Origin of the sequence: Bifidobacterium anseris, assembly GCF_002860345.1 — a bacterium.
GTDB lineage: Bacteria > Actinomycetota > Actinomycetes > Actinomycetales > Bifidobacteriaceae > Bifidobacterium > Bifidobacterium anseris.
The window spans coordinates 889,484-910,342 of sequence record NZ_NMYC01000001.1 but is presented as its reverse complement, the minus strand read 5'-3'; the positions used below and the strand labels follow the sequence as shown (position 1 = coordinate 910,342).

Below are 20,859 nucleotides of genomic sequence, written 5' to 3'. Positions count from 1 at the left end.
ATGACTGAAGGCTAACTCGCCGATGCTCAAGTACCTCGCACGCCGCTGCGCGCTGTTCGCGCTCGCGCTGTTCGTCGTCTCCGTCGTCGTGTTCCTTGCACTGCGCGTGCTGCCGGGCGACCTCGCGACGATCATGGCGGGACTCAACTCGCCACCCGAACGCGTCGCCGCGCTGCGCGCCGAACTCGGACTCGACCGTCCGCTCGTCGCCCAGTACGGCGCGTGGATCGCGGGACTCGCGCACGGCGACTTCGGCACGACGATGCTCACCGGGCAGCCGGTCGCGTCCGTCGTCGGCGCACGCGCGCAGATCACGTTCCCGCTCATCGTGCTGGGTCTGCTGATCGCGCTCGCGCTCGGCGTGCCGCTCGGCTGCGCGTCGGTGATGGCGAAATCCGCGCGCGCCCGCGGCCTCTACCAGGCGGTCGCGATCGTCGGCGGTGCCGTGCCGGCGTTGTGGGCGGGGCTCGTGCTCATCCTGCTGTTCGGGCGCGGCACCGGCCTGCTGCCGATCCTGCCGGCCTCCGGATTCCCGCAGGACGGCTGGTCCAGCCCCGGGCGTGCGTTCGCCGCGCTCGTGCTGCCGGCAGTCACCGTCGGCGTCATCGTCGGCGCGTCGATCATGCGTTACACGCGTTCGGCGCTGCAGTCGGTCGCCTCGACCGGCGCGATCGAGATGGCGATGGCCTGTGGCATGACGCGCCGACGCGCGCTCACGCACGTCGGTCTGCGGCTGGCGATGCCGCAGCTTGTCTCCGTCGTCGGACTGACCTTCGCCGAGATGATCACCGGCGTCATGGTCATCGAGAACCTGTTCGCGCTGCCCGGCATCGGCTCCGGGCTCGTCGACGACCTGACGCACCGCGACCTGATCGCCGTGCAGAGCGAACTGTTCATGCTCGCGGCGTTCTTCCTCGTCATCGGCCTGCTCGTCGACCTGACGCACCGCGCGCTCGACCCGAGATTGGGGCAGGACGATGAATGACAATCAACACGCATCCTCTGCGGCCGCGCACGGCGTCGTCGAGCGCGGCCCACGCGGTCGGCTGCGGCGCGCCGGCGTCGTCGTCGCGTCGATGTGGGCGCGCGGCACCGGCCGTTTCGCGCTCGTCACGCTCGGCCTGTGGATCCTCGTCTCGCTTGTCTCGCTGATCTGGACGCCGCGTTCACTGTGGGAGACGAACGGATACGCCGTCTGGGCGCAGCCGTCCGCCGACCACTGGCTCGGCACCGACGGCGTGGGTGCCGACGTTTTCAGCTGGCTGATGGCCGGCTCGCGCATCGACCTCGTCATCGTCATGCTCACCGTGCTCGTCGCGCTCGCGATCGGCCTGCTGCTCGTCGCCGCGATGACGTCGCGCGCTGCCGCGCTCGCGCACGGCTCGGTCGTGCTCATCGACGCGTTGATCTCGATTCCGACGGTGCTCATCGCGTTGATGCTTGCCGTGCCGCTCGGCGCGTCGGTCGCCGTCATCGTGCTCGCCTGCGGCTTCGGCTACGGGCTCAATCTCGCGCGCGTCGCACGTCCGTCGGCGATGCTCGCCGCGCGCAGCATGTACGTCGAATCGGCGCGTGCGAACGGCGCGGGGGCGATGCGCGTCTTCGTCACGCACATCGTGCCGAACATCATGCCGACGCTCATCGTGCAGTGCTCGCTGTCGGCGGGCACGGCCGTCCTCGCCGAGGCCGGGCTGACCTATCTCGGCGTCGGTGTGCCGTCGGGCGTGCCCAGCTGGGGGCATTCGCTGAGCACGTCGGTGCGTTTCATCAACATCTATCCGCTGACGGTGCTGTGGCCGGGCCTGCTCGTGACCGTCGTCGTCGTGGCGCTCAACCTCTTCGGCGACGCGTTGCGTGAGGCCGCCGACCCACTCACCAACCCGAGATTGCGAGGTGCCGATGGGCGTCGTCGTCGATGATCTGCGGGTCACGATCGCATCGCGGCCGATTCTGCACGGCGTGCATCTCGAAGTGCGCGACGGGCAGCGCGTGGGACTCGTCGGACCTTCCGGTTCGGGCAAGTCGATGATCTCGCGCGCGATCATGGGTCTGCTGCCGCCGACGGCCGAGCGCAGCGGCTCGATTGAACTCGGCGGCCGCCAGCTCGTCCGGCTGCCGGACGTCGAGATGGCTGCGCTGCGCGGTGCCGCCGTCGGCATGGTCTTCCAGAATCCGGGAACGTCGCTCAACCCGCTGCTCACCGTCGGCAGGCAGATCGCGCTGCCTCTCGCGCTGCACTACGAGCTGACGGCCGACGAACGCGAAGCGCGCGTGCGCGCGATGATGCGCAAGGTCGGGCTGCCCGACGATCTGTACGGCAGGCGGCCGCATGAACTGTCCGGCGGCCAGCAGCAGCGCGTCGGCATCGCGACGGCGCTCATCACGTCGCCGCGCCTGATCATCGCCGACGAACCGACGACGGCACTTGATTCGATGACGCAGCGGCAGATCGTCGACCTGCTCGTCTCGCTCGTCGACGAGGCCGGCGCGGCGCTGCTGTTCATCACGCACGATTTCTCGGTGCTCGCGCATGCGACGCAGTACTGCTATGTGCTCGACGCGGGACGGATCGTCGAGCAGGGACGCACGGCGGCGCTGCTCGAGACGCCGCGCACGCCGCAGGCGCGCACGCTCGTCGAGGCGGCGCGGCGGCTGACGCTGCACGTCGGCGAGCAGACGGCGGACGGCGACGAGACGGCCATGACTGGCGAGGAGCGGATGGACGCCGAGGAGAGAGTCGTTGAGGAGACGGTCATCGAAATGACATCGGCGACGCGAACGGAGGGGCGGCGATGAGCGGGATGGACGAAACGACCACGGCGGTCATGGACGGTGCGCCGACGCTGCTCGAGGGCGTCGACATCCGCAAGAGCTTCGGCAAGGGCGCAGGACGGCACGAGGTGCTCCACGGCTGCACGATCCGCGTGCACGAAGGCGAATGCGTCGCCGTCATTGGCGGCTCGGGGTCGGGAAAATCGACGCTGACGCGCATCCTGCTCGGCCTGGAGACGCCCGACTCGGGCGTCGTGCGCTTCGACGGCGAGCCGATCGCGACGCCGGAGGGGATGCGGCGGCTGCGGCACGCCTCGGGCATCGTCTACCAGAACCCCTTCGCGTCGCTCGACCCCAGATGGACGGCCTACGAATCGGTGAGCGAACCGCTGCGCCTGCGACGGAAGGGACGGCGGATCGGCGACGAGGACGAACTCGTCGCGCGGGTGGGCGATGCGCTACGGCTGATGGCGCTCGACCCGTCGGATTTTCTCGGGCGCTATCCGATTGACATGTCCGGCGGGCAGGCGCAGCGTGTCGCGATCGCGCGCGCGATCGTCACCGGGCCGCGGCTGCTGCTCGCCGACGAGGCGATGAGCGCGATCGATGTGGCCGCGCGTCTGCAGATCCTCGACGCCTTCGCCGCCGTGCGCGCCAACGATCCGCGCATGGGGATGCTGCTCGTCTCGCACGACCTTGGCGTCGTGCAGTCGATCGCCGACACGATCGTCGTGCTCCACGACGGCGTCGTCGTCGAAGAGGGGAGCGCGGCCGCCGTCCTCGCCGATCCCCAAGCCCCCTACACCCGCGCCCTCGTCGCCGCGGCGACACTGTGAGCGCCCTCCTCGCGAGCGCGAGTGTTCAGTATGCGGACAGCGGAGGTTTTGTTTGTCGGCGCGATGTCATATTCTTGCAACCATGATCAATCGCTCATGTTGTTGTTGTCGCTGACCGACGCCTCCGGCGCGCGGGTATCGACGCATAACTTGAGATAGCAGAATCATTCATCAGCATCATTCATCGATGCGATTTGGTGTCAATATCAGATGTTTCATCTGCGAAACCCAATGATTCCAAAGTTTTCCAACCGTTGCTGACGTAACTTCGGTGGGGAGACGTCGGCGGATCGTCGGGACTCATATAGGCAAACTGTGCGTAATACGGTTCCAAAGCGAGCTTGTGGCGTAATGAAAACCAAGAGTCGAATGCAGACAATGCATTGCGGCGGAGAAAACAAACAAACCACAACCGTACTACGAAGGAATCATCATGCTGCAGGAAACCATCGCCGAGAACATCGGCAACACCCCGATCGTCAAGCTCCACCACGTCACCGAAGGCGTGCGCGCCACCATCGCCGTCAAGGTCGAATATTTCAATCCGGGCGGCTCGTCGAAGGACCGCATCGCCGAACGGATCATCGACGCCGCCGAACGCGACGGCAAACTCAAGCCCGGCGGCATCATCGTCGAACCGACCTCCGGCAACACCGGCGTCGGCCTCGCGCTCGTCGCCCAGCAGCGCGGCTACCGCGCGATCTTCGTGCTGCCGGACAAGGTCAGCGAAACCAAACGCGCCGTGCTGCGCGCCTACGGCGCCGAGGTTGTTGTCACGCCGACCGACGTCGCACCGGACGATCCGCGCTCCTACTACCGCGTCTCCGACCGCCTCGCCGAGCAGATCCCGGGCGCGTTCAAGCCGAACCAGTACTTCAACCCCGCCGGCCCGCGCAGCCACTACGAGACGACCGGCCCGGAGATCTGGGCGCAGACCGACGGCGCCGTCACGCATTTCGTGGCAGGCATCGGCACCGGTGGCACGATCTCCGGCACCGGCAACTACCTCAAGGACGTCTCCGACGGCGCCGTCACCGTCATCGGCGCCGACCCGGAAGGCTCGATCTACTCGAATCCGGACAACATCCACGGCTACAACATCGAAGGCGTCGGAGAGGACTTCATGCCGGGTGCCTACGACCAGCACATCGCCGACGAGATCGTGCAGATCACCGACGCCGAGGCGTTCCTGATGACGCGCCGCCTCGCCGCCGAAGAAGGGCTGCTCGTCGGCGGTTCGAGCGGCATGGCCGTCGCCGCCGCCGTCAAGTACGCGAAGACGCACGACCTCGACGAGACGCAGACCGTCGTCGTGCTGCTGCCGGACTCCGGTCGCGGTTACCTCGAGAAGATCTTCAACGACGACTGGATGATCGACCACGGCTACGCGGACGTCGTCGCCGCCACGGCGCGCCCGTCGATCGTTGACGAGGCGCTGCTGCCGGCCTGAGCATAGGGCGGAACGCAGAGCGGAACATACGACGGAACACGACAGGGGAGACGACGAACATGAACCACAACACGATGCACACGACGACGATGACGATGGCGGCGACGGGGACGACGGGGACGAGGACGGCCGGCGGCACGACCTTCCTCATCCATCACACGCCGCTGCGCGGGCACGGCCACGGCAGCGTCACGAGCTACATCGCACGGCCGCGCCGCGTTTGAGCGGGCGCGCGGTGGCGGAGATCATCGGACGAATCACGTATCCACATATACGCAATCACTGAACAGCACATCATCAATCGCAGCAAAGGACGAAACACCACCATGAGCGACTTCGACGTCAACGAAACCACGACCTACGGCATCGCGACGCGCGGCATCCACGCCGGGCAGGAGCCGGACCCGATCACCGGCGCCGTCTCCACGCCGATCTACATGACCTCGACCTTCAAGCAGGACGGCGTCGGCGGCCTGCGACACGGCTACGACTACAGTCGCTCCGTCAACCCGACGCGCGACTCCTTCACCGAACAACTCGCCGCCGTCGAAGGCGCGAAGCACGCAATCGCGTTCTCCTCCGGACTCGCCGCGATTGACGTGCTGCTGCGCTCGACGCTCCAGCCGGGCGACGCGATCCTCATCGGCAACGACGTCTACGGCGGCACCTACCGCCTGCTCGCGAAGGTCTTCGTGCCGTGGGGCGTCGAACTCGACGTCATCGACATCACCGACCCGGCCGCCGTCAACACGGCGCTCGCACGCAAGGCGTACCGCTACATCTGGGTGGAGACGCCGTCGAACCCGCTGCTGGGCATCACCGACATCGCATTGACGGCGGCGCTCGCGCACGAGCATGGCACGCGCGTCGTCGTCGACAACACCTTCGCGTCGCCGGTCCTGCAGCATCCGCTCGCCGACGGCGCCGACGCCGTCGTCTATTCGACGACGAAGTACATCGGCGGCCATTCGGACGTTGTCGGCGGCGCCGTTGCCACGAATGACGACGAGCTCGCGCAGCGGGTCGCGTTCCTGCAGAACGCGGCCGGCGCCGTGCCGTCACCCTTCGACTCGTGGCTCGACATCCGTGGACTCAAGACGCTCGACCTGCGCGTGCGCAAGCACAGCGAGAACGCGATGACGATCGCGCACTGGCTCGAGGGGCACGACGGCGTGGAACGCGTCTGGTATCCCGGGCTTGAATCGCATCCGGGCCATGAGATCGCCGAACGGCAGATGCACGGCGGCTTCGGCGGCATGATTTCGGTCGAGATCGCCGGCGGCAAGGAGGCGGCGGAACGCTTCGCCGCCTCGACGCGGCTGTTCACGCTCGCCGAATCGCTCGGCGGCGTCGAATCGCTCATCGAGGTGCCGGCCGCGATGACGCACATGTCGGTTTCGGGCACTGCGCTCGAAGTGCCGGCGAATCTTGTGCGCCTGTCCGTCGGTATCGAGGACGTCGACGATCTCATCGGCGACCTCGAAGGCGCCTTCGCCGCGCTCGGGGAGTAGTCCCGGGCGAAGGCCGCGGGGTCTCGGCGGTGCGGGCGCCGCCCAACGCCGCGTTCAGTCCTCGAAGTCGGCGATCGCCTGCATGAAGCGCTCGCCGTATTTGCTCAGCTTCGATGCGCCGACGCCGCTGACTTCCATGAATTCGTCGTCGTTGTGCGGGCGGCGCGTCGCCATGTCGCGCAGCGAGCGATCCGAGAACACGATGTACGGCGGCTTGCCGATTTCGCGTGCGATGTCGCGGCGCAGTTCGCGCAGACGCTCGAACAGCGCCTCGTCGGTGCCGCCGTGGCCGCCGCCGAAGGTCGTCGGTTCCGTGGTCGGGCTCGACGGACGCTGCGAGGCAGCCGGCTTCGGCCTGCTGATGCTTTTCATCTCGTAGTGGAACGCTGGGTCGATCGTCTCGGCCGCGCGTGCGCCGAACATGACGATCGGCAGCCGTCCCTCGGTGATCGTCAGGAACCCGTCCGAGACCATCTGGTTGAGCACGTCGCGCACCGTTGACTGCGGCACGTCGGCGAGTGCGCCGAAGGTCGGCACGTGGTCGAGGCCGCGTTCGAGCACGTCCTTCGCCTGCGAGCCGCGCAGCACCGCGACGATCTTGCCGCTGCCATACGACTGCGCGAGGTCGTGCACGCATCGGCTGATCGTGCGCGCGACGCGTGAGACGTCGGTCGTCGAGAACGTGCTGTCGCAGTTCACGCAGCCGCCGACACAATGCGCGCCGGACGCCGTGTCGCCGTCCTCGCCGAAGTAGCGCGTCATGTAGCGGTGCAGGCATGCGGTCGTGCGGCAATAGCCGACCATCGCATCGAGCAGGTGCCGTTTCCAGCGGCGCACCTGCTCCTGCTCGTCCTCGGTGAGGCGTTCGTTGGCGCCGCCGTTGTCGAGCAGTCGCCGGCGCGTGACGATGTCCGATTCGTTCCACAGCAGCGTGCAGCGGCTCGGCTCGCCGTCGCGTCCGGCGCGCCCCGCCTCCTGATAGTAGGCTTCGATGCTTTCGGGCATGTTGTGGTGGATGACGTAGCGCACGTTCGATTTATCGATGCCCATGCCGAACGCGTTCGTCGCGACGACGAGCGGCACAGCGTCGGTCACGAAGTCGCGTTGCGCGCGCTCGCGCTGCGCCGGCGGCAGTCCCGCATGGTAGGCGACGGCGATTGGGGAGGGCGAGGGCGTCGCGGCGTCGGATGCGGCGCGCAGCTGCGGGACGAGCGTGTTGATCGTCTCGGCGAGTTCCTCTGTCTGTTTTCTTGTCGCGCAGTAGATGATGCCGGATTCGTCAGCGTGGTCGGCCACGTAGCGCGCAATCCAGTTCGCCTTGTCGCGCGTGCCGAGTTTGAGGATGTCGAAGTACAGGTTCGTGCGGTCGAAGCCGGTGACGACGACCTCCGGGTCGCGCAGGCCGAGCATGCTGATGATGTCGCGGCGCACGCGCTCAGTGGCGGTCGCGGTGAATGCGGCGACGGTGGGGCGGTCGGGCAGCGCGTTGATGAAGTCGCCGATGCCGAGGTACGACGAGCGGAAGTCCTGACCCCATTGGGAGACGCAGTGCGCTTCGTCGACGGCGACGAGCGCGATGTCCGCGTGCGTCGCGAAGTTCATGAACCGCTGTGTTTCCAGTCGTTCGGGCGCCACGTACAGCAGGCGGACGCGGCCGGCGTTCACGGCGGCGAAGACGTCCTCCTGTTCGTCGATCGACTGCGAGCCGTTGATGAAGGCAGCCGGGATGCCGATTTCGTTCGCGCCGTCCACCTGGTCCTTCATCAGCGAGATCAGCGGGGAGATGACGATCGTCAGGCCGTGCAGCAGCAGCGACGGGATCTGGTAGCACAATGATTTGCCGGAGCCGGTCGGCATGACGCCGAGCACGTCGCGTCCCTCGAGGATGGCGTGGATGAGCGCGCCCTGCCCGGGGCGGAAATCCTCATAGCCGAAGTACCTGCGCAATGTCGCGAGCGCCTGCGCGTCGAGTTCCTCCTGCGAAATCGTCATAACGCACCAGTGTAACCGGCGGGTGCCGTTTGGCCTAGATGCGCGCGTGTGGTGCAATCGGGAGGTGGCTGGGCGGTGATTGGGCGGTAGTTGGGCGGTAGTTGGGCGGTATGCGCAGGCGATCTTCGTATGCGATCCGCAAGGTAGCGTTTATGTATTTTGGTAGGTAGAGGTTATGTAATTCGATAGGTAGAGTTTATGTAATCTGATAGGTAGACTCTATGTAATTTGGATGTTAGGGGCGGCAAACCCTTACTGGCGCTTGGTTTTGTCGCCTGTGCGTCAACATGCCTGAAGTTCCTGCCAGCGGGCGCGCATCATCCGGTTCGCATGGGTCGTGCGCGTTTCGTGCAGCAGCGGCACCGGCGTATCCGGTATGACGTGCACGGGCTCGAAACCGATCTTCTGTTGGGCTCGTGCCGATTTCACGTTGCCTTCGTAGTATGCGCACCAGGTCGCGGCCAGATCCAGATCCTCGAAGCCGTGCCGCAGCAGTTCGCAGGCCGCTTCGGGGACATAGCCGTTGCCCCAGAACGGCTCGCCGATCCAGAATCCCATTTCCGCCTGCGTCGTGTCGTTGGCCGGGAAGAGATCGGAGCCGCCGGCGAGCTTGAGCGAGATCGCGCCGATCGCCGTGTCCGGATCTTCGGCGAGCGTGATCGCATAGTCCTCGGGGCCGTTGAACACGTTGCGGATCACATCAAGGCTTTCCTCGACGCTCTGGTGCGCCGGCCATCCGGCGGCCGGACCGATGTTCGGGTTCTTCGCGTATTCGTACAGCGCCGCCGCGTCCGAATCGCGCCAAGGTCGCAGTATCAGCCGTTGCGTCGTGAGTTGCTGCTTCGTCATGACGCCCAAGCATAGCGTCGGAGGGGCATTTCCCTCATCCGCGACACCCATCTCGGCTGGGCGGTAGCTTTTTCCGTGGGGAGTCCAAGTAGAGGGCCTCAAAACGGCTTCTCCTCGGGAGCCATGCTTGGCGATATGCGGAAAAACGTTACCTCCCAGCCGAGATACGAGCCGAGGTGTGCTGCCGACACCCGTCTGGGGCCGCCATGGTCCGTCCGAGGCCGCATTGTGACCTCGTTATCCGCGCCGAAACTCTGCCGTCCACGCCCGGTGTTCGTCCATCTGTGCCTGTCATCACCCCATCATCCTCCGGCATCATCCTCAAGGCTGAGGGAGCGTCGCGTCGCCTGCAGGATTCATCCCGCAGTCCGATGTGACGGACCGCGCCGACGCCGTATCTTGTAACCATCAAGCAACAAGAACGACGCACCAAGCGCCACGGACGAAAGGACAAGACGATGAGCTTCCTCAACATGATCTTCGGTTTCGACCACACGACCGCCGGCGTCCCGACGACGTCGATGAACTCGGCGGCCACCGTCTCCGTGATGAGCGAGATCGCGGAACGTCAGGCGAAGTGATGCTCTCCACGCATCGCATACCGCGTACGCCACACCACCGCACACTGCACAGACGGATCCCAACTCCGCAAAAGGGCGCCGGCAACGAAGCCGGCGCCCTTTTCCGTGTTGTCCTCCATGATTGATTTCAGGACTCCGCCTTCCAGAATCCTATTCCGAGGAACCTTCGACGCGATTCCTATCCGTCTTGCCGTCTGTGATCCGCTCTCATGTCGAGCATCCGTCCGTGCATCGCACTTGATTCCGTTATCTTGAGATTCGGGGCGAATCCCCGAGGCAATGGCACAAAGCACACATTCATGTGCGCCCGTCGACGAACGGAGAGAAATGCGACTGACGATCCAGCAAGACACGCTGACCCCCGAACTGTTCCTGACGCTGTACCGATCCGTCGGCTGGGACGCGCCCGGCGTCGAGCAGGTGCGCGTCGCGCTCGCCAACTCGACCGCCACCTTCACTGCCTACGCCGACCCGGAAGCCGAAACCGAAGTCGCCCCCGAGCCGGTCGGCATGGTCCGGCTGATCGGTGACGGCGGCATGTCCTTCTACATCAAGGATTTCGCTGTCATCCCGTCCATGCAGTCCCAAGGCGTCGGCGCCGCGCTGCTCGATGCGCTTGAGCGCCATGTGTGCGACGTGATCGAACCCGGCTGGGGCGTGAGCCTCGAGCTCATCTCCTCACAGGACGCCGTCGCGTTCTACGAGCGCCACGGCTTCGAGTCGCGTCCCAACGATTGGGACGGCCCCGGCATGTTCAAGATGATCCGCGCATAGTCGTCCGTTCCCGCACATCGCCCATCCGTTCCCGATAAGGAGCCCACGGTGTCCCCGACGATCTCCCAGGCGTTTCCTGACGGCGTGGTGTCCATCCGCGCATGTCTGGAATCCCTCGCCGAACCCGACTACAAGGCCTTCAACGCGAAGCTCGTCCCGACCATCGATCCCGCCACGATGATCGGCATTCGCGTGCCACAGCTGCGCGCGCTCGCGAAGCGGCTGCGCCGCGGCGATTCGCGCATCCTCGATGAATTTCTCGCCGACCTTCCTCATCGCTGGTTCGAGGAGAGCATGCTGCACGCGATCCTGATCGGCGACGTGTACCCGTCGATCGAGCAGACGATCGCCGCGCTGTCGCGATTCCTGCCGTACGCCGACAACTGGGCCGTCACCGACACGATCCGCGTGCCGCGTCTTTCCGACGACGATGCGCGCGTATGGCTCGACCAGCTCGCGCGATGGATACGCGACGACCACGCCTACACGGTCCGCTACGCCGTCGTGGCGCTGATGACCGATTTCCTTGGCGACCGTTTCGACGCAGAACAGCTGCGACTCGTTGGGGGCATTCGTTCCGACGACTACTACGTGAACATGGCGCGCGCATGGTATTTCGCGACCGCGCTCGCCAAGCAGTGGGATGATGCGCTGCCACTGCTCGAACAGCGGAGCTTGGATCCGTGGACCCATAACAAGACGATCCAGAAGGCCTGCGAATCCTACCGCATACCCGCCGCGCGCAAGACGCTGCTGCGCTCGCTGCGTATTCCGCAGCGGTCGCAACGCGCTTAGTACGGCTTGCGGTACTGCAGCGCGTGTCCGCCCCCGGGGGCAAAAGGGTAAGCCCGATGAACGTTGGAATGTCGTCGACGATGAACATTGAACGTCTTGATGTTCAGAATGAGGCCTGATTCTGAACATAATGAGCATTTGTGTTCAGGATGACGTATCTATCTGTTCATTAGAGACCTGTGTGCCTGCTATGCTGAACGCATGCGCGAAGATCTGTTCACGGAGCGGGCCACAGGAGTCCTGCTTCCCCTTGACGGCGAAGTGAGCACCCGTTACGGGGTGGTTCCGTATCATACGTTCGCGTTCAAGCCGAAACGTCTGGACGCGTATCCCACGCTTGCCCCGTCGATGGTGGGCGCGATCGGTCGCGCCACCGCGTCGCTGAGTCGCATCGACGCCATCGGCGCGAACATACCGAATCCGGAATTGCTGCAGCGCCCGACCATCCGTCGCGAGGCACAGAGCACGAGTGCGCTCGAAGGCACCTATGAGCGTCTTGAGACGGTGCTGGCGGCCGAGTATGAAGTCGGTGAAAGCAAACATGGATACAACGAATCGATGCGTGAGGTGCTCAACTATCTGGACGCTACCGAACACGGCATCCTTTCCGTGCAGGACGGCAGACCGGTCAGCAGATCGCTGACGCGTGAGTTGCAGCAGCTGCTGGTGACCGGAACGAGATCGGATGGTCCGCAGGCCGGTGACGTCAGGACCACGCAGGTGTTCATCGGTGCGAATACGCGGCGTATCGAGGACGCCCGATTCGTTCCGATGCCACCGGGGCAGCAGTTGGATGCGGAGCTTGGCGCATTGTTCGACTGGTGGCAGTCGCGTACCGATCCCGGTCTCATCGTGCTCGACGCAGCGATGTTCCATTATCAGTTCGAGACCCTGCACCCGTTCACGGACGGTAACGGACGCATCGGCCGTCTGCTCATCCTGCTGCAGCTCATGAGGCGCGGCATGCTCAAACACCCGCTCGTCTCCATCTCCCCATGGTTCGAGCAGCGGCGCGCGGAGCATCAGGACCTGTTGCTGGGCGTCTCCACGCGCGGCGCGTGGGAGGATTGGGTCGTCTTCTTCTGTCAGGCGATTGAGGAATCCGCTGACGACGCCTATGACCGTGTCGTCGAGCTCACCTCCATTCGTGACCGGTATCGCACACGCCTGTCGTCGTATGGTGAGCCGACGCGCCGCTTGGCGGAGACTCTCATCGGCGTCCCATACGTCACCGCGCCCTCGGTGGTGCGACGCCTCCATATGAGCCGTTCGTCCGCGTCGAACGCCATTCGCAACCTCGTCAACGAGCATGTGCTCGTGCCTGTGGGGGATGCCGATGAGCGGGCCATGCGGTATGTGGCACTGGATGTGCTTAACGCGGTGCGGTAGTTGACTTTTTTGAGCGGCCGCGCTCGCCGCGTATCCGCCTGCCGATTCCGCGGACCAAGATGGGCGAGCCGTCGCCATGGCGTCCGCTGCTACGGTGTGAGGGACGGAACCGCTGCCGTTCCGCCGGCCGATGCCGACCGATATGACCGATACGACGAGGAGCGACGATGACCCAGCACACCACTGATGCCGATATGACGATGTCGACTATGCCTGCCGACGACACGCGCGAGGATGCCGCGCGCGACGACCGAAGCTGCGACTGTGGCCGTCATACCGACGCCGGCCGTGCCTGCCCGGTCAGGCCGTGGATCGAACGCCACCGCACGGTGCTGCTCGTGTGTCTCGGCGTGTTCGGTTTGGTGCTGCTGCTCATGCTCGGCAACCGCAAGACGGTGATGAATATCGCGAACCAGCCGTCGCAGGCCGGTGGCAACAACGCGAAGGTGATCGTGATCGACAACCACGGCTTCTCGATGTTCCAGTGGATCTTCGTCGGCAACGGCTCGGGCAACAGCGGCAACTCGGGCTGCGCGCATCCGGACCGCTAAATCGCTGTTGAGAGAAAGACGATGCATATGGTGAAGAGTGACGCTCAGCTCACGACTCAGGAAGCTGCCGATTTCCTAGGCTCTCCCGAGCTGCATTGGAGCGGCTGCTTGAAGACAGCTATATTCCTTACGTTGAGATTGACCGTCATCGGCGTGTCATGCTGAATGATTTGCAAAAGTACGCCGAACAGAGGCATCAAGAACATATCGCCATATTCGATGAATTGGCCGCCGATGAGGATCCATCGCTTACTCTTGACAATCCGTTGATTCATAGGTGAAGAAACCATCGGACTCTAAAGTATTTATTGTTCTTCATTCTCTGCATCCTTGTACATATAGAGAGGACGATGGTGTGGTGTGATCCTTCAGCTATTTGTTTTCCGTCGTTTGATGTGAATAGAAGATGATTGTATATGACAAAAAGTATTTTCGATGAAATACAATGGAATATCGTTCTGCAGGATGCATTATCCACTCTACTTGCGGCGGCTGTGGCTGCAGTGGTCTTTTTGTTCTTCTGGTCAAGGATTAGAAAGAGATTCTTGGATGACAGGTATAAGATACCGCTGGTTGAAATCAATCCATCTAAACGTAAAGTACGTAATATAGGTCAAGAAACATCTATTAATGTTTTGATATTCCATATCAAGAAAGAGATTCCGAGGCTCTCGAAGAGGAGGGGCTACACTCTTCACTTCAAAGCTGCTGTTCAGAATTTGATGTCAGGCGAAGATGGAGATGTGGATACTACGCTGGAATCTTGCTTTAATGAGGAGTTCTTCTTAGTTCAGTATGCAAACCTATCGGGTGTGGTTTATTGGTGTTTGCAGTTTGCGGGGGATGGTAGAGGGAATCCGTGGGTGATGATTCCGCCGTATCGAATTCGTTCCTCAAAAATTCTACCTCCTTATATCGGTGACGAGCATAAACTGCATATTCCGTTATTGCTACAATTTCGAATATACATAATAGGAAAAATGAGAGAGGCTAGAGGAAATCTAGCCATTAACGATTAGATTATTCTGTTATGTGAGATGGATTGAAATGCTTCACTATTTGATTATATTTTGTAACATTTTTGTGTAATGACATGGCGACAAATCAAATTTTGATTGTGCGATATGATGATTATGTGACACCTATCTGAAGTGTCTGTACTCTTCGCGGTGCTCCGGTTAGGTGAGTAGTAACTGTGCCCTAGTAGAGACTGGAGAGAGAGGTTATTATGCTAAGTGCCGCTGATGTGCCGCTAGAGCCGTTTCTGGCTCAGTTTGCGCAGCTGAACATTCCTGTCGCGTTCTTGGTGCCGACGCAAACGGGGTATACGAAATCAATCATGGATGCGACGGCTCCGGTTCGCGAGCTTCTTGAGGATGCGAGGGTGCATGTCTACGAGGAGCAGCTGCAAGGGCCGGAGAACAAGAAGAAAGTCGATGCCTACTTCGTGTATCCAGACCATTTGGAAAAGACGGAGGCGTCGCTGTATCGGCCCAAGACGAAGCACGGCGATCCTCGTATATGGTTCTCGGGTCTCAAGCAATACTGCGAGCCGTACAACCTTCTTGCGCTTGTTGTGATCGATGGCGCCATCTATGTGATCGATTTGTCGAATCCGGATATCGCCCAGTCGTTGATAGATGGCGGCTATGTGCGTAACTTGCTGACCACTGATGATGCGGAGGAAAGCATCATTGAGCGAGAACTGCTCAGGAAGATCCAGGCGATTCACGATGAAGGATTCCTCCCATCGGTCACCGAAGGAGATCCTGGCGTTGGCGATACGCTTGAGCATGCGCTCGGCATCAGCCGGAACAATGATAAGAATCCGGACTACAAGGGCATCGAGCTCAAGACGCTACGAGCCAAGCGCAACGGCAAGATCAAGAAGGAGACGAGAAGTACTCTGTTTTCGCAGGTGCCCGATGGCGGGTTGAAGTACCGCGAAATACTTGGCGCATACGGCAAAATGCAGATTCCGCGGAACAAGGACAAGCCGCGATTCCAGCTTTATGAGACGTTCCGAGTGGCGCATGTCAATGGGTATGGGTTGTTGCTCGATGTGGATGAGGCGAGCGATCGACTGTATATCCTGCATCAGGATCCCGAGACTGGAAAACAGACGCGGGTGAGCTGGTGGGATATGTCGAAGCTGCGTAAACGATTACTGCAAAAGCATCCGCGCACGTTCTGGATCACCGCTGAATCGGAAACGATCAGTGGTGTAGAGCATTTCCTCTATACGAAAATCCTCTACACCAAGAATCCGAATACGGCGCTGCTGACCCCGTTGCTGGCCTCCGGCGTGATTACCGTCGATCTCGCTGCTCACATCACGGAGGCCGGAAAATACAGGGATCATGGAGCACTCTTCAAGATAGAGAAGAAGAATCTGCCTCTATTGTTCGCTACTCCTGAGGAGTTCATCCTTTGATCTCGTCGAGTATGCCATCGACCACCTCTCCCAACGCTTTACCGAGGAGAGGTGGAACGGCGTTTCCGATTTGCGTGTACTGCGGCACCTGATACCGCCTGCGCAGTCCTCCGGTCGTGGCGATGCCGCGGAATTCGAAGGCGTCGGGGAACGACTGGATTCGTGCCATCTCGCGCACCGACAGTGTGCGCGCTTCGGTGTAGTGGCACACATCGTCGGGGATGGACAATGCGGCAGGTGCCGGAACGCCGCGGCGCAGCGCTCGTTGGGAGAACTTCTTCGTCTTCAGACCTGCAAGATACTCAATGAGTCCTTTCTTTGATCTTGACACGGGCTTGTCGTACTTGAGCAGATGTCCTTCCTTCAGCAAGTCGACGGCTTCCGCGGACAACTCATCCGAGGTGCCGCGCATGACATTTTTGATTTCATCTGCAATCGGTTTCGGGGCATTCGCCATGATTTGGTAGATGCGGAACCGTGCACGCACACGCGGCGTGCTGTTGGGGTGCTGCCGATTGAGCATCGCGTGTTCGGAATCCGCGAGATGGGTACCCAGCTCTGTGTTCAAGTTAACGACGTACTGACTCTGCGGATCCGGATTCTCGTCCTGAAGGTCTCCGATGGCGTCTTCGATGGTGTGCTGCGTTGCTTCATCGCGGAATGCGACGAGCGGTGCGAAGACGGAATCGGTGGCGGCCTTCTGCCATTCCGGAGTGGTGAGGTCGCGATAGGACCAACGGTCTTTATCGTAATCGGCATCATTGTTTTTGACGGCCTCAATCAGGTGCCCACCCTGCTTGAACCATTCCGCGGTCTTCTCGGACAGCTGGTCTACGAGATCCTCACGTACTGCAAGCATGATGAAACGAGGGCGGTTCTGTGCCACGCCGGCATAACGTGCGTTGATCAAGAGCGGACGGGTAACGTAGCCGATGGAGGCGAACGCTTTGCAGACCTCGAACCATGCGTAGTAGGTCTTCGACTCCTCTTTGAACGGGCGCAGGATGCCTTCCACGTTCTCCAGCAGCACCATGCGCGGGCGCTGGTAGTCGACGAACTTTGCGAACTCCCAGGGCAGTTGATTGCGTTGGTTACCGAGCTCGCGTCGTCCGGCAAGTGAAAAGCTCTGGCAGGGCGGCCCGCCGGAGACGAGGTCGACTTCGCCGTGAATGAGAGGGCTGTGTCGGTCTTCGATGAACTGATTCAGGCGTCGAATGTCTCCGACGATAAGACGGCCAGTGAGATCGCCCGCGTTCCCGACTTCGCTCATATCGGTCTGTGGGCGTTCGAACGGATTGTCCGACAGACGCTCAATGACGTCGTCGGTATCCGAATCGAGCCAGAGAACGGGGCGGTCGGATGGCTTGGTCTGGGCAAACTCGGGTGATCGCATGTCAACGCCCATGAGATTGAGCGCAAACGTCTCGGCCGGCATAGGGGAGAGCTCGTTGGCGAGCAGTTCCTCAAAGCCGGCGGAACGGAGGCCGAGACTCAGGCCTCCGCATCCTGCGAAAAGTTCGATGAAGGTGTGCATGACAGTTCAGTATAGGGAAGAAACTGAGAAAAGTCCAGGCGGATGTTAACCTAATGCCCTACTGCGTTGAAGTAGGTGCGTATGCATTGTTGCCTGTTCGATCGAGGTAGAACTAAAGTAGCATGTCAAGAGGAAAGGAGAAGAATGCAGAGAATAGGAAAATACTCTATTATAAAAAATGGTGAATTTAAACAAGATGAAGCTGATGTAGTTATTTTGGATTCTAATGTATTAATTGATATAGATAAATTCTATTATAGAGGAGCTTCAAGTCAATCTCGTGAGGACCTTCGTGCTCTTCTTCATGAGTTTAGAAAAGTTGATGACTTAGATTATCGATATGCACTTATGGAAACTTGCTTCAAGAGAACAAAGTGCGATGCTGCTCATGCGGTAAGAATGAGAAATGCAATTCGTGAGATGTGGATTGAAGATCTAGAAAAGATAGATATGATGCTTGCTTGCGAAAGTGTGATTGCCGGTGAAGGGGAGGTGAGGTCTGAGAATCTGTTTATGGAGAGTATTTTTGCTAACATTATTAAACTTCCGGATGTTTTCTACGTAATGTATGGAACAAATCTTCATATGATAATGATGTATGAAAAGAACCAAAAAGATAGGGGGAAGGCCTATTCTGAACATTGTCGTTGGGTAAGGGAGGAGCTGAATTGTGTCTCAGCTTATCCAAGGATGGTTGCTCGTTCTTTATTTCTTGGGCAATCTGAAGAGAATGGTCGGGCGCGAGCATTATTGAAGATAGATAAAAAACGTATGTCTATCGAAGATAAGGCGTGGAATTCTGCTTGGGATTGTTTTTTTATGTTTGTTCTTGATGCATATAGAATGGGGGAGGTGGGTATTGTGGATGAGAAATGGGAAGGTCTACCGGCAAGGGTGGTATTGATTACGGCACGAGATCAGGTATGGATTGATTCCATGTCTCATTTTTGTGGGTATGGCCAGAAAGGAAAGAAAAAACTTCCCTTCTTACAAAATACTTTGCATATTAGAAAAGATTATTTAGAAACTGCACACAAAGAAGAAGAGTTGGATCAAGGGCATCACTGTAGAGTATTAGATGAAGGCGGTGATATAAATAATGTATTTGAGGCTATTGTTAGGTTGGAGAATGAGTTAAATATATTACCGCGAACTATATTCGATATTGGGTAAATTTTCGTATTGTCTAGCGATATACCGAGAAACTCAAGCTGTACTACTACGCCGGGCATGTCGGATCGTATTCGAACCTGCATGAGACGACGCGCGACAAGAAGGGCGAAACGGTTCGGCTCGTGGAAATGGACCTGCGCCTGACTAGGCCGTTGAGCGCGGAACTCTACCAACATCTGACCGGCGACGACGAGGAGGAGTAGGGTCGATGTCGGAAACACCTGCGCACACAGCGACACGGCGCACAAGGTGAAAGCACGCGGAAGGAATCGGACGGCATGGACGCACTTCGGGTCGCGCGGCGGATCGTCGCGCAATACGGGAGCGAACGGTTCCTGACGAATCTCAAACTCAATCTGCTCGTCTACTGGTGTCAGGTCGAGGCGCTGCGCGAGACCGGCGCGCCGCTGTTCGAGGATGCGATCGCCGTCGGGGAGCGCGGCCCCGTCGAGACGGACGTGTGGGACGAATACGCGTCGTTCGGCTCGCGGATGATACGGCAGCGCGACGAATGGAAGGAGCCGACGCTCGACGCATCGGCTGAGCGGATTGTCGCGCATGTCGTCGATACGCTCGGCGCGCTGACCGCGATCGATCTGCTGGAGATGTCGGGCGCCGACGACGGCGCATGGCGGTGCGCGAAGGACAGGGGATCGGCGACGGTCGACGTCGACGACATCCTCACGTCGGCGGACATGCAACGCACGGTGCCGGCGCGTACGCTCGCCGGCTGCGTCGACAAGGTGACGCGGGAATACCCGAACGCGCTGCGGCTGTTGGAGAACTCGTGATGAACGGAGAGCGGAACATGCAGGATGCGGCAGCCGACGTCGCGCCGATCGAACTCGACGGCGACGTGATGGAGATGGACGCGATCGCCGAATCGATCTTCGAAGTGTATCTGGACACGATCCGCGGCACCGGACTCGACATCACGCCGACCGCGCCCGCCACCGTCGACGAGAAGATCCTCGGACGCGTGCAGTCGGTGCTCGGCGCGACCTTCCTGAGCTTCTTCGGCGTCACGCCGCGGCAACGCTACGCGGACGTGTTCGCGCAGGTCGCCGATTTCGCGACGCGCTTCGCGAAGGACCACATCTTCCCCGACGGCAACAAGCGCACGGCCGTGAAAATGGCGCTCGCGATCCTCACGATGCGCGGTTGGGATGTGCGGGCCGTGGACGCCGTGGACGCCGAAGGCAACGAGCTGTATCAGTGGGTGCAGGACATCGTCACCGGCCGTGGCGGCGCGGACGAACTCGCCGGCTTCCTGCGCGAGCACGCGGTGCGGGTGGGGTAGCGGATCGCATAGTGAACGAATACGTCCCTACAGGATCTGCTCCATGCCGTATTTGTAGACGCGCATGCCGAGCGACTCGTAGAATTTGACGGCGGCAAGATTTGCGGCCCAGGCGTTGAGCGTCACGTTGTGGTAGCCGTGCGTGCGGGCGTAGTCGAGGACGTGACGGTACAGCGCGGTGCCCACGTGTTTGCCGCGGGCGGACTCGTCGACGCAGATGTCGTCGATGTACAGCGTGGCGATCGGCTGCAGGTTGTTGCTGCCCGCATGGTCCTCGCGCACGCAGAAGGCGTAGCCGAGCACGGCACCGTCCTCGTTTGCGGCTACGAAGATCGGACGGTCGTCGTCGACGATGATCCGCGCGAGCTCGTCGGGCGTGTACTTGGTGCGGCCCTCGACGAACAAATCGGGGCGGCCGTGTGCGTGCACGTCGTTGACCTGGCGCAGCAGGTTCATGATGGCGGCGGAATCGGAAGGCTGGGCGCGGCGGATGGTCGCGCTGGCCGTAGTGTGTGTGGTCTCTGGGGAGGTTGGTGTGTTCGCAGCGGTGGTCATGAACGCATCGTACGGTTCCGGGGCGGACGACGGGCACCTCGCTGGCGTTCTGCGGCGGTTGCACGACGGTTGCGAACAGCTTGGGTGCAGGTTGTGTCGGAAGCGTTCGCTGAGGCAGGCGGTTGCGAATGGGTCGGGTGCAGGTTGTGTCGGAAGCGTTCGCTGGGGCAGACGGTTGCGAACAGCTTGGGTGCAGGTTGTGCCGAGAACGTTCGCTGGGATAGGCGGTTGCGAATGGGTCAGGTGCGGACTACACCCAACCCGTTCGCGGAGGGTCGCGCTGAATGTGGAAGACGCGGTGAAAGATGAAGCGGCGCCAACATCCTATGCGTCTCTTGTCATGTAGGATGTTGGCGCCGCTTC

Annotated in this window: 22 protein-coding genes; 18 read left to right on the top strand and 4 right to left on the bottom strand. The window is 61.2% G+C overall.

All coding sequences use genetic code 11. The features are described 5' to 3' along the window. Positions 1–22: 22 nt before the first annotated feature. The 7 genes from CGZ88_RS03800 to CGZ88_RS03775 all read left to right on the top strand — a co-directional run bounded on the left by CGZ88_RS03800 (position 23) and on the right by CGZ88_RS03775 (position 6,569). A complete protein-coding gene (locus CGZ88_RS03800; RefSeq protein WP_034523350.1) occupies positions 23–985 on the top strand; it encodes an ABC transporter permease in 963 nt (320 codons plus the stop codon). A gap of 91 nt (positions 986–1,076) precedes the next feature. Continuing rightward, positions 1,077–1,919, top strand: a complete 843-nt coding sequence (locus CGZ88_RS03795; RefSeq protein WP_101671135.1) for an ABC transporter permease — start codon at positions 1,077–1,079, stop codon at positions 1,917–1,919. Next, positions 1,900–2,796 carry an ABC transporter ATP-binding protein gene (locus tag CGZ88_RS03790; RefSeq protein WP_101671071.1) on the top strand — a complete coding sequence of 299 codons (897 nt, stop codon included), beginning with the start codon at positions 1,900–1,902 and terminating at the stop codon, positions 2,794–2,796. Before CGZ88_RS03795 ends, CGZ88_RS03790 begins: the two co-directional genes overlap by 20 nt. 29 nt (positions 2,797–2,825) lie before the next feature. Further along, positions 2,826–3,608: an ABC transporter ATP-binding protein gene (locus CGZ88_RS03785; RefSeq protein ID WP_101671134.1), complete on the top strand. Its 783-nt coding sequence runs from the start codon at positions 2,826–2,828 to the stop codon at positions 3,606–3,608. Between the two features lie 433 nt (positions 3,609–4,041). Further along, positions 4,042–5,058, top strand: a complete 1,017-nt coding sequence (locus CGZ88_RS03780) for a pyridoxal-phosphate dependent enzyme (protein ID WP_423734400.1) — start codon at positions 4,042–4,044, stop codon at positions 5,056–5,058. Between the two features lie 59 nt (positions 5,059–5,117). Beyond that, positions 5,118–5,282, top strand: a complete 165-nt coding sequence (locus CGZ88_RS08945; protein WP_165778698.1) for a hypothetical protein — start codon at positions 5,118–5,120, stop codon at positions 5,280–5,282. 102 nt (positions 5,283–5,384) lie between these two features. Next, positions 5,385–6,569, top strand: a complete 1,185-nt coding sequence (locus tag CGZ88_RS03775; protein WP_026644512.1) for a cystathionine gamma-synthase — start codon at positions 5,385–5,387, stop codon at positions 6,567–6,569. A gap of 54 nt (positions 6,570–6,623) precedes the next feature. Here CGZ88_RS03775 and recQ read toward each other — a convergent pair whose 3' ends face one another. After that, entirely contained in the window at positions 6,624–8,561 is a 1,938-nt protein-coding gene (recQ, locus tag CGZ88_RS03770) for a DNA helicase RecQ (RefSeq protein WP_101671070.1), read from the bottom strand. 282 nt (positions 8,562–8,843) lie between these two features. Further along, positions 8,844–9,410, bottom strand: coding sequence for a GNAT family N-acetyltransferase (locus tag CGZ88_RS03765; RefSeq protein WP_099721225.1), 567 nt, complete (start codon positions 9,408–9,410; stop codon positions 8,844–8,846). Positions 9,411–9,868: 458 nt separating this feature from the next. Here CGZ88_RS03765 and CGZ88_RS09175 point away from each other — a divergent pair, with 458 nt between their 5' ends. The 7 genes from CGZ88_RS09175 (at position 9,869) to CGZ88_RS03735 (ending at position 15,934) form a co-directional block, all read left to right on the top strand. Further along, positions 9,869–9,991, top strand: a complete 123-nt coding sequence (locus tag CGZ88_RS09175) for a hypothetical protein (protein WP_257790231.1) — start codon at positions 9,869–9,871, stop codon at positions 9,989–9,991. A gap of 327 nt (positions 9,992–10,318) precedes the next feature. Then, entirely contained in the window at positions 10,319–10,765 is a 447-nt protein-coding gene (locus CGZ88_RS03760; RefSeq protein WP_165778697.1) for a GNAT family N-acetyltransferase, read from the top strand. Positions 10,766–10,813: 48 nt separating this feature from the next. Continuing rightward, entirely contained in the window at positions 10,814–11,560 is a 747-nt protein-coding gene (locus tag CGZ88_RS03755) for a DNA alkylation repair protein (RefSeq protein ID WP_101671068.1), read from the top strand. Positions 11,561–11,761: 201 nt separating this feature from the next. Further along, entirely contained in the window at positions 11,762–12,949 is a 1,188-nt protein-coding gene (locus CGZ88_RS03750) for a Fic family protein (protein WP_243390047.1), read from the top strand. A 167-nt stretch (positions 12,950–13,116) separates the two neighbouring features. After that, complete coding sequence (locus CGZ88_RS03745) at positions 13,117–13,500, top strand: hypothetical protein (RefSeq protein WP_243390046.1); 384 nt, start codon at positions 13,117–13,119, stop codon at positions 13,498–13,500. A 416-nt stretch (positions 13,501–13,916) separates the two neighbouring features. Continuing rightward, entirely contained in the window at positions 13,917–14,519 is a 603-nt protein-coding gene (locus CGZ88_RS08850; protein WP_133120889.1) for a hypothetical protein, read from the top strand. Between the two features lie 209 nt (positions 14,520–14,728). Then, the gene (locus CGZ88_RS03735) at positions 14,729–15,934 is read left to right on the top strand and encodes an MvaI/BcnI family restriction endonuclease (protein WP_101671066.1); all 1,206 of its coding nucleotides are present in this window, start codon (positions 14,729–14,731) and stop codon (positions 15,932–15,934) included. On the opposite strand, the gene CGZ88_RS03730 is transcribed toward CGZ88_RS03735, so the two are convergent. Then, positions 15,924–17,468 (bottom strand): DNA cytosine methyltransferase, encoded by a 1,545-nt coding sequence (locus tag CGZ88_RS03730; protein WP_101671065.1) that lies wholly within the window; start codon positions 17,466–17,468, stop codon positions 15,924–15,926. The two genes, CGZ88_RS03735 and CGZ88_RS03730, sit on opposite strands and share 11 nt — an antisense overlap. A gap of 144 nt (positions 17,469–17,612) precedes the next feature. Here CGZ88_RS03730 and CGZ88_RS08845 point away from each other — a divergent pair, with 144 nt between their 5' ends. The 4 genes from CGZ88_RS08845 to CGZ88_RS03720 all read left to right on the top strand — a co-directional run bounded on the left by CGZ88_RS08845 (position 17,613) and on the right by CGZ88_RS03720 (position 19,941). Continuing rightward, positions 17,613–18,641 carry a hypothetical protein gene (locus CGZ88_RS08845; protein WP_133120888.1) on the top strand — a complete coding sequence of 343 codons (1,029 nt, stop codon included), beginning with the start codon at positions 17,613–17,615 and terminating at the stop codon, positions 18,639–18,641. 38 nt (positions 18,642–18,679) lie between these two features. Continuing rightward, on the top strand, positions 18,680–18,844 hold the full coding sequence (locus CGZ88_RS09235) for a DUF3427 domain-containing protein (RefSeq protein ID WP_133120893.1): 165 nt from the start codon (positions 18,680–18,682) through the stop codon (positions 18,842–18,844). Between the two features lie 75 nt (positions 18,845–18,919). Then, positions 18,920–19,432, top strand: coding sequence for a Panacea domain-containing protein (locus CGZ88_RS03725; protein WP_101671064.1), 513 nt, complete (start codon positions 18,920–18,922; stop codon positions 19,430–19,432). A gap of 17 nt (positions 19,433–19,449) precedes the next feature. After that, entirely contained in the window at positions 19,450–19,941 is a 492-nt protein-coding gene (locus tag CGZ88_RS03720) for a Fic family protein (RefSeq protein WP_101671132.1), read from the top strand. A gap of 27 nt (positions 19,942–19,968) precedes the next feature. Here CGZ88_RS03720 and CGZ88_RS03715 read toward each other — a convergent pair whose 3' ends face one another. Further along, the gene (locus tag CGZ88_RS03715) at positions 19,969–20,496 is read right to left on the bottom strand and encodes a GNAT family N-acetyltransferase (protein ID WP_101671063.1); all 528 of its coding nucleotides are present in this window, start codon (positions 20,494–20,496) and stop codon (positions 19,969–19,971) included. Positions 20,497–20,859: the final 363 nt, after the last annotated feature.

Excerpts from the sequence above, each read along its gene's own strand:
- CGZ88_RS08945 (WP_165778698.1), top strand. The coding sequence starts at position 5,118 with ATGAACCACAACACGATGCACACGACGACGATGACGATGGCGGCGACG.
- CGZ88_RS03790 (WP_101671071.1), top strand. The coding sequence starts at position 1,900 with ATGGGCGTCGTCGTCGATGATCTGCGGGTCACGATCGCATCGCGGCCG.
- CGZ88_RS03745 (WP_243390046.1), top strand. The coding sequence starts at position 13,117 with ATGACCCAGCACACCACTGATGCCGATATGACGATGTCGACTATGCCT.
- CGZ88_RS03730 (WP_101671065.1), bottom strand. The coding sequence starts at position 17,468 with ATGCACACCTTCATCGAACTTTTCGCAGGATGCGGAGGCCTGAGTCTC.
- CGZ88_RS03715 (WP_101671063.1), bottom strand. The coding sequence starts at position 20,496 with ATGACCACCGCTGCGAACACACCAACCTCCCCAGAGACCACACACACT.
- CGZ88_RS03760 (WP_165778697.1), top strand. The coding sequence starts at position 10,319 with ATGCGACTGACGATCCAGCAAGACACGCTGACCCCCGAACTGTTCCTG.
- CGZ88_RS03795 (WP_101671135.1), top strand. The coding sequence starts at position 1,077 with ATGTGGGCGCGCGGCACCGGCCGTTTCGCGCTCGTCACGCTCGGCCTG.
- CGZ88_RS03765 (WP_099721225.1), bottom strand. The coding sequence starts at position 9,410 with ATGACGAAGCAGCAACTCACGACGCAACGGCTGATACTGCGACCTTGG.
- CGZ88_RS03750 (WP_243390047.1), top strand. The coding sequence starts at position 11,762 with ATGCGCGAAGATCTGTTCACGGAGCGGGCCACAGGAGTCCTGCTTCCC.
- recQ (WP_101671070.1), bottom strand. The coding sequence starts at position 8,561 with ATGACGATTTCGCAGGAGGAACTCGACGCGCAGGCGCTCGCGACATTG.
- CGZ88_RS03775 (WP_026644512.1), top strand. The coding sequence starts at position 5,385 with ATGAGCGACTTCGACGTCAACGAAACCACGACCTACGGCATCGCGACG.
- CGZ88_RS08845 (WP_133120888.1), top strand. The coding sequence starts at position 17,613 with ATGCAGAGAATAGGAAAATACTCTATTATAAAAAATGGTGAATTTAAA.
- CGZ88_RS08850 (WP_133120889.1), top strand. The coding sequence starts at position 13,917 with ATGACAAAAAGTATTTTCGATGAAATACAATGGAATATCGTTCTGCAG.
- CGZ88_RS03725 (WP_101671064.1), top strand. The coding sequence starts at position 18,920 with ATGGACGCACTTCGGGTCGCGCGGCGGATCGTCGCGCAATACGGGAGC.
- CGZ88_RS09175 (WP_257790231.1), top strand. The coding sequence starts at position 9,869 with ATGAGCTTCCTCAACATGATCTTCGGTTTCGACCACACGACCGCCGGC.
- CGZ88_RS03780 (WP_423734400.1), top strand. The coding sequence starts at position 4,042 with ATGCTGCAGGAAACCATCGCCGAGAACATCGGCAACACCCCGATCGTC.
- CGZ88_RS03785 (WP_101671134.1), top strand. The coding sequence starts at position 2,826 with ATGGACGGTGCGCCGACGCTGCTCGAGGGCGTCGACATCCGCAAGAGC.
- CGZ88_RS03800 (WP_034523350.1), top strand. The coding sequence starts at position 23 with ATGCTCAAGTACCTCGCACGCCGCTGCGCGCTGTTCGCGCTCGCGCTG.
- CGZ88_RS03720 (WP_101671132.1), top strand. The coding sequence starts at position 19,450 with ATGCAGGATGCGGCAGCCGACGTCGCGCCGATCGAACTCGACGGCGAC.
- CGZ88_RS03735 (WP_101671066.1), top strand. The coding sequence starts at position 14,729 with ATGCTAAGTGCCGCTGATGTGCCGCTAGAGCCGTTTCTGGCTCAGTTT.